This is a genomic window from Pantoea sp. PSNIH1 (assembly GCF_007680655.1).
Classification (GTDB): Bacteria; Pseudomonadota; Gammaproteobacteria; order Enterobacterales; family Enterobacteriaceae; genus Pantoea; species Pantoea eucrina.
In genome coordinates this window covers 185745-193515 of record NZ_VEIP01000005.1, presented here as the reverse complement: position 1 = coordinate 193515, position 7771 = coordinate 185745, and the positions used below count along the sequence as shown (strand labels likewise).

Genomic DNA, 7771 nt, shown 5'->3' with positions numbered 1-7771 from the left:
GCGTCTGCTGCGAGGTGGCGTATATTACGCTTTCCTCCTCCGGAGTCAACCACTTTTTTCAGCGTTTTCTCCGGCGGAAGTTCTTACCGAATCTTCCTGTCGACGCCGTTTTCCGTAAGCCGGTGTGCCGTGTCGATGGAGGCGCATTATAGGGAGTTCTTCCGGGCTGACAAGCGTTAAATACAAAAAAAGAATCGTTCGCGCTATTTTTCGCCACAACGCTCTATTTCACAACGATTTGCCTGGTAACTGCGCAAATTCATACGCAAATCTGCTCACTGCAGACCAGTCGGTGTACTCGACTTCTTTAGAGGTATCGGTTTCACCACCGGTCATGCGCATAATTAACTGAATCATTACCCGATCAAACCAGCGATAGCGCGGATAACGTAACGCGCCAGCAAACACAGCGCAGCAGTCGGGCTGCCACGGTGACTGCTCAAGAAATTTGCGGGTATAGGCATTGGTTTGCGGGGAACGCTTGTCAGCTTTGCGCGCCGTCAGATTCACGCTAAAAAATCCGCTTACCCGCTGCTGCAGCGACTGCCGGTGCTGCGTGACAAACTTCATCAGCGCCGTATCAAAATGACCATAGCGAATCGAGGCGCCTATCAGTACGCGATCGTACTGCGACCAGTCAATCTGTCTCGTCTCTGCAAGATCCTGCACATCACATAACTGCTGCGGTACCAGAGTCTGAGCAATACGCGCTGCAATTTCGCGGGTTTGTCCGTCGCGGGTGGAATAAAGTATTAATGCTTTCATTACAGGTTCCTGTTTCTCTTATTCACGCCAGAAAGTCGGCGTGAACAGCACCAGCAGCGTAAAGACCTCAAGACGCCCGAACAGCATCGTCAGGATCAATATCCATTTCGCCACATCATTCATGGTTGTGAAGTTGTCTGCGACTACACCCAGCCCCGGCCCAAGGTTGTTCAGCGTTGCCGCAACGGCAGCAAACGCGGAGAAGTCATCAACGCCGGTCGCGATAATTGCCAGCATGCTGAGCAGAAACACCAGCGCATAGGCGGAGAAGAAACCCCATACCGCTTCCAGAATACGCTCCGGCAGCGCCCGGTTGCCAAGCTTAATGGTGTAAACCGCATTAGGGTGCACCAGACGTTTTAGCTCACGTGAACCCTGCTTGAACAATAGCAGAATACGAATAACCTTCAGGCCGCCCCCGGTTGAGCCAGCCATACCACCGATAAATGCTGAGCAGAGCAGCAGCACCGGCAGGAACAGCGGCCAGCGTGCAATGCTATCTGTGGTGAAGCCCGCCGTTGTTGCCCATGACACTACCTGGAAAAAAGCCTGATTCAGCGTTTGCCAGCCGCTGTCATAAACATTATGCAGCCAGAGCACCAGCGTGCAGATCACCACCAGCGTAAACTGCACGCCAATAAACATCCGGAATTCAGGATCGCGCCAGTAAACCTTCAGGTTACGCCCGCTCAGCAGTGAAAAGTGCAGGCCGTAGTTACAGCCGGAAATCAGCAGAAACACCGCAACAATCGTGTTGATCGTCGGGCTGTTAAAATAGCCGATGCTGGCATCGTGCGTGGAGAAACCGCCAATCGCGATGGTAGAAAAGCTGTGCCCGATAGCGTCAAACATCGGCATGCCGGCCAGCCACAGGGCCAGCGCGCAGGCGATGGTCAGCACAACATAAATCAGCCACAGCGTTTTTGCTGTCTCTGCAATACGCGGCCGCATCTTATTGTCCTTCAGCGGCCCGGGCATTTCGGCGCGATAAAGCTGCATGCCACCAACGCCCAGAATCGGCAGTATGGCAACGGCCAGCACGATAATCCCCATACCGCCCAGCCACTGCAGCATCTGCCGGTAAAACAGAATCGCTTTCGGCAGGGAGTCGAGCCCCACCAGCGTCGTTGCACCCGTCGTCGTCAGGCCGGAAAAGGATTCGAAAAAGGCATCGGTCGCGGAGAGGTGAGGCTGCTCGGCAAAGATAAACGGCATTGCACCGACGCTGCCCAGTACCGTCCAGAACAGCACCACAATCAGAAAGCCTTCGCGCGGTTTAAGTTCGGTCTTCTGTTTACGGTTGGGCCACCAGAGCAGCGAACCAATGACAATCGCCATCAGGAACGTCTGACTGAAGGCGCGGCCGGCACCGTCGCGATAAATCAGCGCCACTAAACCCGGTACAATCATGGTTACCGAGAATAAAATAACCAGCAGACCCACAATGCGGGTAATGGCGCGGAAGTGCATTCAGCCGTGTCCTTTGTTCAGTTATCCAGCGGGAGCAGCGCTAGCGCACCCCGGCTGTAGTCAGAGAGGTTTTGCTTAAAGGCCGCTATCTGCGCATGAGGCAGCGCAATGCGCAGCGTGATGCAATCTTCATAGCGGCTCTCTTCGGTAACGCCGTCAAAACGCTGCAGCAGGCGTTCTATATCGCTCATCTGTGCATAATCACAGCGCAGCATAAAAGATTGCATCGGCACTTTGCGCTGACGCGGCAGCTGTTTCAGTCCCTGCTGCACCCCGCCGCCGTAAGCTTTGACCAGCCCGCCGGTCCCCAGCATGATGCCGCCATAATAGCGTACGACTACGGCAGTGATCTCACCAAGGCCGCTCCCCATCAGCTGCGCCAGCATCGGCTTACCTGCCGTGCCGGAGGGTTCGCCATCGTCGGAGAAGCCCAGCTGCTGTGAATCGTCCGGAGCACCGGCAACCCAGGCCCAGCAGTGATGCCGCGCAGCGGGATGCTCGCTTTTGACCCGCTGCACAAACGCCCGCGCCGCTTCAGCACCCGGCGTATGCGCCAGCAGAGTGATAAAGCGGCTTTTTTTGATCGTCTCTTCGCTGCTGCTTATCGCCTCAGCCGGAATATCATAAGCGTCCATCAGGCCAGGTGCAGGTCGCGCGTCATGTTCTCAATGCGATTAGGGTGGATCACCACATTATCTTCAATGCGAATTCCGCCATACGGCTTCAGCGCATCAATCGCCTGCCAGTCAAAGTGCTGGGTGTACTTACCCCCGCGTAGCGGCGCCAGCAGCGAATCGATAATATAGAAGCCCGGCTCAATGGTCAGTACCATGCCGGGCTCCAGCACCCGGGTGCAGCGCAGATAAGGGTATTGCGCCGGCGCAGCCAGAGGCGTGCCGCGATCGTCCTGCATAAAACCGGCCACATCATGTACCTGCAGCCCGAGGGGATGACCCAGGCCGTGCGGCATGAAAGGTCCGGTGAGATTCTCTGCCACCAGCGCCTCTTCCGTCAGGCCTTTTACCAGACCAAATTTCAGCAACAAACGCGCAATGCGCTGATGCATCTGCAGATGATAATCGGTATAGCGCACGCCCGCTTTCAGCGTAGCGATCAGCGCCAGCTCCTCTTTATTCATTGCCTCCACCAGCTCGGCATAGCGCGTTTTACTTTGCGCCGCATAGCTGCGGGTTAAATCTGCTGCATATCCTGCATACTCAGCGCCGGCGTCAATCAGGAAGCTGTGACGTTTGGCTGGCGGCTGGTGATCGAGCCGGGTGTAGTGCAGCACGGCTGCATGTTCGTTCAGCGCCACAATATTGCCATACGGCACATCCGTATCCCGGTGCCCGGTAGCGGTAAGATAGGCGAGGTTAATATCGAACTCGCTCATGCCGGAGAAAAACGCCTCTTTAGCCGCGCGATGGCCAGCAACCGCCAGCTTCTGCGCCTGACGCAGGCAGGCGAGCTCATAATCCGTTTTGATACTGCGATGATAATGCAGGAAATCGATGACCGCCTGCGGGTTGATCTGCGCACTGCTGAAGCCCAGCTGCGCAGCACGTTCCGGTACCGGGCCAATGTAGGCGACGTTTTCACGCGATGCTGGCAGCAGCTGTGCAATCTCATCTGCATTTTTCAGCCCGATGACATCAACATCTCCGGTCCAGAAGCTCTCCGGCAGCGGCTCAACGTTATGCCAGTAGTCGACGGGTGAATAGAACCACAGTTTAGGTTTATTGCTGCCGTCGACCCACAGCCAGCAGTTCGGCACCTGCGTGACCGGCACCCAGGCTTTGAACTGCGGATTCACTTTAAACGGATAGGTGTGATCATCCAGAAAAACGGTCTGTAGCTCGCCGGAGTGGATCAGCAGCGCATCCAGTTTGCCGCGCGCCAGAATCTGTTGCGCCCGCTGCTGCAGCGTTTTGATATGCGCCTGATACAGTGTTTTCAGTGAATCCATGAACGAGTCTCCGATGTCGCGAAAGTGGCCGCAGTGTAGCATAGCCGCGCCGCTATTGGCGCGCCAGCCAGCCTGTGATCGCGGTATCAAATAAGCACACTGCCGTTTGCAAAAGAGGGGCAGGCCGCTCACACTCCTGTTCATCTGGTATGACCAGATCACTTTTCGCGGTTTCAGGAGACGGATATGCTCTACCAAGGCGATACCCTTTCATTACACTGGCTCGAAGACGGCGTTGCCGAGCTGGTTTTCGATGCTCCCGGCTCGGTCAATAAACTTGATATTAAAACCGTCGCCAGCCTGGGAGAGGCGCTGAATGTACTGCAGCAGCAGCCCGGTCTGCGCGGTCTGCTGTTAAGCTCCGCCAAACCCGCTTTTATCGTCGGCGCGGATATCACCGAGTTTCTTTCGCTGTTTGATGCCCCTGAAGAGAAACTGAGCGCGTGGCTGACCTTTGCTAACAGCATTTTTAACCGGCTGGAAGATCTGCCGGTGCCGACCATTGCCGCCATTGATGGCTATGCGCTGGGGGGGGGCTGCGAGTGTGTGCTGGCAACCGATCTGCGCGTCGCGACGCCGGAGACGCGCATTGGCCTGCCGGAAACCCGACTCGGCATCATGCCAGGCTTTGGCGGTAGCGTGCGTTTGCCGCGCCTGCTGGGAGCCGACAGCGCGCTGGAGATCATTGCCGCCGGCAAAGATGTGGATGGATTAAGCGCGCTGAAGCTGGGTCTGGTCGATGCCGTGGTCAGCCGCGACAAACTGCGCAGCGCCGCGCTCACTATGCTGCACGACGCCATTACCCAGCAGAGCTGGCAGGCACGCCGGGCGCCGAAGCTGGCGCCGCTGAAGCTGAGTCCGGTTGAAGCCGCGATGAGCTTTACGCTGGCGAAAAGCATGGTGCTGCAGACGGCAGGTAAACACTACCCTGCCCCGCTGACAGCGGTGAAAACAATTGAAGCTGCCGCCGGGCTGACGCGCGATGATGCGCTTAAGCTTGAAACGGCTGCGTTTGTGCCGCTGGCACAGAGCGATGTTGCCCGCGCGCTGGTCGGCATTTTCCTTAACGATCAATATGTCAAAAGCCTGGCGAAAAAACATAGCGCCCGCGCAGAGCTGCCGCAGCAGGCCGCCGTGCTGGGTGCCGGCATCATGGGGGGCGGGATTGCCTGGCAGTCAGCGTGGAAAGGCGTACCCGTTATCCTGAAAGATATCAGTGAAAAAGCGCTGACGCTGGGTATGAATGAAGCCAGCAAGCTGCTGAATAAGCAGCTGGCGCGCGGCAAAATTGATGGTGCGAAACTTGCTGCCGTGCTGACAACTATCCAGCCGGTGCTGGAGTATAGCGGTTTCCGCCGCGCTGATGTGGTGGTAGAAGCGGTAGTGGAGAATCCGGCGGTCAAAGCGAAAGTGCTCGCTGAGACCGAACAGCAGCTGCGGGACGATGCCATTCTCGCCTCCAACACCTCAACCATCCCGATTAGCGAACTGGCGAAAGCGCTGCAGCGTCCGCAAAATTTCTGCGGTATGCACTTTTTCAATCCGGTACCGCGCATGCCGCTGGTGGAAGTGATCCGCGGCGAACAGACCTCAGAAGCGACCATCAGTAAGGTGGTGGCGTGGGCCAGCAAAATGGGAAAAACAGCGGTCGTGGTTAACGATTGTCCCGGTTTCTTTGTTAACCGGGTACTGTTCCCCTATTTTGCGGCTTTCAGCCTGCTGCTGCGCGACGGCGCTGATTATCGCCAGATTGATAAAGTCATGGAGCAGCAGTTTGGCTGGCCAATGGGGCCGGCGTGGCTGCTGGATGTGGTCGGTATCGATACCGCCCATCATGCGCAGCAGGTCATGGCGCAGGGCTTTCCGGCGCGCATGCAGAAAAACTATCGGGATGCCATCGATGTCCTGTTTGATGCGGGCCGGTTTGGGCAGAAAAACGGCCTCGGCTTCTACCGCTGGGAACAGGATAAAAAAGGCAAACCGCAGAAGATACACGATCCGGACGCCGATACGCTGCTGAGCAGCGTCAGTGAACCAGCACGCGCATTCAGCAATGAAGAGATTATCAACCGTATGATGCTGCCGATGCTGCATGAAGTGGTGCGCTGTCTGGAAGAGAAGATTATCGCCTCACCGGCAGAAGCAGATATGGCGCTGGTCTATGGCCTCGGCTTCCCGCCATTCCGCGGCGGCGCTTTCCGCTATCTTGATACGCTCGGTAACAGCAATGTGGTCGACCAGGCCAGACGCTACGCACATCTCGGCGCGCTTTATACGCTGCCGGAGGCGCTGGTGCAGCGTGCGCACGCGCATCAGAGCTGGTACCCCGCCGTTCAACCTATTGATGAAGCGTCGCTGCAGCGCGCCTGAGGAACAGAGATGGAAAATGTCGTCATTATTGATGCCGCACGCACGCCCATGGGCCGCTCTAAAGGCGGCGCCTTTCGTCAGGTGCGGGCGGAAGATCTCTCAGCACATCTGATGCGGGAGCTGCTGAGCCGCAACCCGGCGATCGACCCCGCCTCGCTGGATGATATCATCTGGGGCTGCGTGCAGCAGACGCTGGAGCAGGGATTTAATATTGCGCGCAACGCGGCGCTGCTGGCGGAAATTCCGCACCGCGTGCCCGCCAGCACGGTGAATCGCCTCTGCGGTTCATCTATGCAGGCGCTGCATGATGCTGCCCGGGCCATTATGACCGGCGATGCGCAGACCTGCCTGATTGGCGGCGTTGAGCATATGGGCCATGTCCCGATGAGCCACGGCGTTGATTTCCATCCCGGCCTGAGCCGGACAGTGGCAAAAGCCGCCGGCATGATGGGCCTGACAGCGGAAATGCTGGCGCGCATGCACCATATCAGCCGCGAACAGCAGGATGCGTTTGCTTTCCGTTCGCATCAGCGTGCATGGGCGGCGACGCAGCGCGGCGATTTTGCCCGCGAAATTATTCCCACCTGGGGGCACGACTCCGATGGCGTGCTGAAGCGCTATGAGAGTGATGAGGTCATCCGTCCGGAGACCAGCCTGGAGGGTCTGGCCGCGCTGCGGCCGGCGTTTGATCCGGTGAGCGGCACGGTGACCGCCGGCAGTTCATCCGCGCTTTCTGACGGCGCTGCCGCCATGCTGATCATGAGTGAAAGCCGCGCCCGTGAACTGGGCATCACCCCGCGTGCGCGTATCCGCAGTATGGCGGTAACCGGCTGCGATCCTTCAATTATGGGATACGGCCCGGTTCCCGCCAGCAAAATGGCGCTGAAGCGTGCCGGACTCAGCGTAGCGGATATCGGACTGTTTGAACTTAATGAGGCTTTTGCTGCGCAAACCCTGCCCTGCATCAAAGATTTAGGGCTTATGGCGCAGATGGATGAGAAAGTAAACCTGAATGGCGGGGCGATTGCGCTGGGGCATCCGCTGGGCTGTTCCGGCGCGCGCATCAGCACCACCCTGCTCAACCAGATGACACAGCATGACGTGCAGTTTGGCCTGGCAACCATGTGTATCGGCCTGGGTCAGGGCATCGCCACCGTATTTGAACGTATCTAAAACAGAGACCTGTGAATCGCACGTGTT

6 protein-coding genes are annotated in these 7771 nt (G+C 57.5%); 2 read left to right on the top strand and 4 right to left on the bottom strand.

Annotation, left to right across the window (positions count from 1 at the left end; all coding sequences use genetic code 11):
* Positions 1-228: 228 nt before the first annotated feature.
* Genes hemG through pepQ form a run of 4 tightly spaced genes read right to left on the bottom strand, consistent with a single transcriptional unit; the run spans position 229 to position 4201 of the window.
* Positions 229-765 (bottom strand): menaquinone-dependent protoporphyrinogen IX dehydrogenase, encoded by a 537-nt coding sequence (gene hemG, locus FS690_RS14195; protein WP_104085841.1) that lies wholly within the window; start codon positions 763-765, stop codon positions 229-231.
* Between the two features lie 18 nt (positions 766-783).
* A complete protein-coding gene (trkH, locus tag FS690_RS14190) occupies positions 784-2235 on the bottom strand; it encodes a Trk system potassium transporter TrkH (RefSeq protein ID WP_065647777.1) in 1452 nt (483 codons plus the stop codon).
* 17 nt (positions 2236-2252) lie between these two features.
* Positions 2253-2870, bottom strand: coding sequence for an IMPACT family protein (locus FS690_RS14185; RefSeq protein ID WP_145339811.1), 618 nt, complete (start codon positions 2868-2870; stop codon positions 2253-2255).
* Positions 2870-4201 (bottom strand): Xaa-Pro dipeptidase, encoded by a 1332-nt coding sequence (gene pepQ, locus FS690_RS14180; protein ID WP_145339810.1) that lies wholly within the window; start codon positions 4199-4201, stop codon positions 2870-2872. Before pepQ ends, FS690_RS14185 begins: the two co-directional genes overlap by 1 nt.
* A gap of 186 nt (positions 4202-4387) precedes the next feature.
* Between pepQ and fadB the strand changes: the two genes are divergently transcribed.
* The gene (gene fadB / locus FS690_RS14175) at positions 4388-6571 is read left to right on the top strand and encodes a fatty acid oxidation complex subunit alpha FadB (RefSeq protein ID WP_104085843.1); all 2184 of its coding nucleotides are present in this window, start codon (positions 4388-4390) and stop codon (positions 6569-6571) included.
* Between the two features lie 9 nt (positions 6572-6580).
* Positions 6581-7744 carry an acetyl-CoA C-acyltransferase FadA gene (gene fadA / locus FS690_RS14170; protein WP_145339809.1) on the top strand — a complete coding sequence of 388 codons (1164 nt, stop codon included), beginning with the start codon at positions 6581-6583 and terminating at the stop codon, positions 7742-7744.
* Positions 7745-7771 lie beyond the last annotated feature (27 nt).